Genomic DNA, 1,334 nt, shown 5'->3' with positions numbered 1-1,334 from the left:
GTATAAAACCATTTGCAGTTGGCAGAAAAAATTGGATGTTCTGTGCAACAACTAAGGGTGCTAAAGCTAGTGCAAATATTTATAGTATTATTGAAACTTGCAAAGTAAATAAGATTAATCCTTATGATTATTTAAAATATTTGCTGAATCATATTCATGATTATTCTGATCCAAAAGAGTTAGTAAATTTACTTCCATATAATATTGATAAAAAAATATCATCAAATTAAATTTTTTTTAGAATTATCAAAAAACTTAAGAAACCCAAAGAAAGGCGGATAATACTTGTCAAGATGGGGATATTTTAGCGTTTACGTATATAGGCTATATTTAAAATTGTATTTTTACAAATAAAAAAACCTGAGCTGCAGATAAGAATTGCTCTATAAAGAGATAGAAAGCAACAATACAGTAATGTTTAATACAGTTAGGAACAACTATATAGTCATTGCGAGGGCACAAAGTGCTCGTGGCAATCCATAAAAATAGCAACATACACAAATGGAGAAACATTCCTGGATCACCACAGTCGAGCAAAAGCTCTCCTTCGTGATGACTGTAGGATGGTATGCATTCTTACTTCGTGATGACTATTGAAAGATACTCCCCTTCATGATTATAAGATTTACTATAAATTTCTTATTTCTTATCTGCAGTTCGGGTTAAAAAAGAATGCAGTTAGAAAATATGATGTTTTGAAAGTAATAAAAAATATATTAATTATTTAGCTTTTAAGTCAGCATGAAAATCAGAATTTATCCTTAAATTCCTGTTCAACTATTTAGTGTTATATCTTTTTTATTTCTATTTTTATAAAGTTTTATTATTTTTTATTGAGTTTAGAAGATGATTGCTATCATATTTAATAGATTCTTTTTTATCATTGCTCATTCTATCATATGATTTATACATCATTGCAATCCTAGGATTATTTTCTAGCCTTTCTATATTAATGACTAAAAAATTCCAGTATAGATAATTAAATGGACATGCATCACTTCCATTTTTCTCATTTACTTGTAAACGCTAAAATATCCCCATCTTGACAAGTATTATCCGCCTTTCTTTGGGTTTCTTAAGTTTTTTGATAATTCTAAAAAAAATTTAATTTGATGATATTTTTTTATCAATATTATATGGAAGTAAATTTACTAACTCTTTTGGATCAGAATAATCATGAATATGATTCAGCAAATATTTTAAATAATCATAAGGATTAATCTTATTTACTTTGCAAGTTTCAATAATACTATAAATATTTGCACTAGCTTTAGCACCCTTAGTTGTTGCACAGAACATCCAATTTTTTCTGCCAACTGCAAATGGTTTTATAC

2 protein-coding genes are annotated in these 1,334 nt (G+C 27.3%); one reads left to right on the top strand and one right to left on the bottom strand.

Going from position 1 to position 1,334, the window contains the following annotated elements; genetic code table 11:
* On the top strand, window positions 1-230 hold a 230-nt coding region (locus tag EIC27_RS08555), incomplete at its 5' end, for a transposase domain-containing protein (protein WP_205702304.1).
* 874 nt (window positions 231-1,104) lie between these two features.
* Here EIC27_RS08555 and EIC27_RS08550 read toward each other — a convergent pair.
* A partial coding sequence (locus EIC27_RS08550; protein WP_205702304.1) for a transposase domain-containing protein occupies window positions 1,105-1,334 on the bottom strand: 230 nt, incomplete at its 5' end.

Origin of the sequence: Candidatus Aquarickettsia rohweri (genome assembly GCF_003953955.1) — a bacterium.
Classification (GTDB): Bacteria; Pseudomonadota; Alphaproteobacteria; order Rickettsiales; family Midichloriaceae; genus Aquirickettsia; species Aquirickettsia rohweri.
Note: the sequence above shows the minus strand (reverse complement) of the source record. Positions and strands in the feature narration are given on the sequence as shown.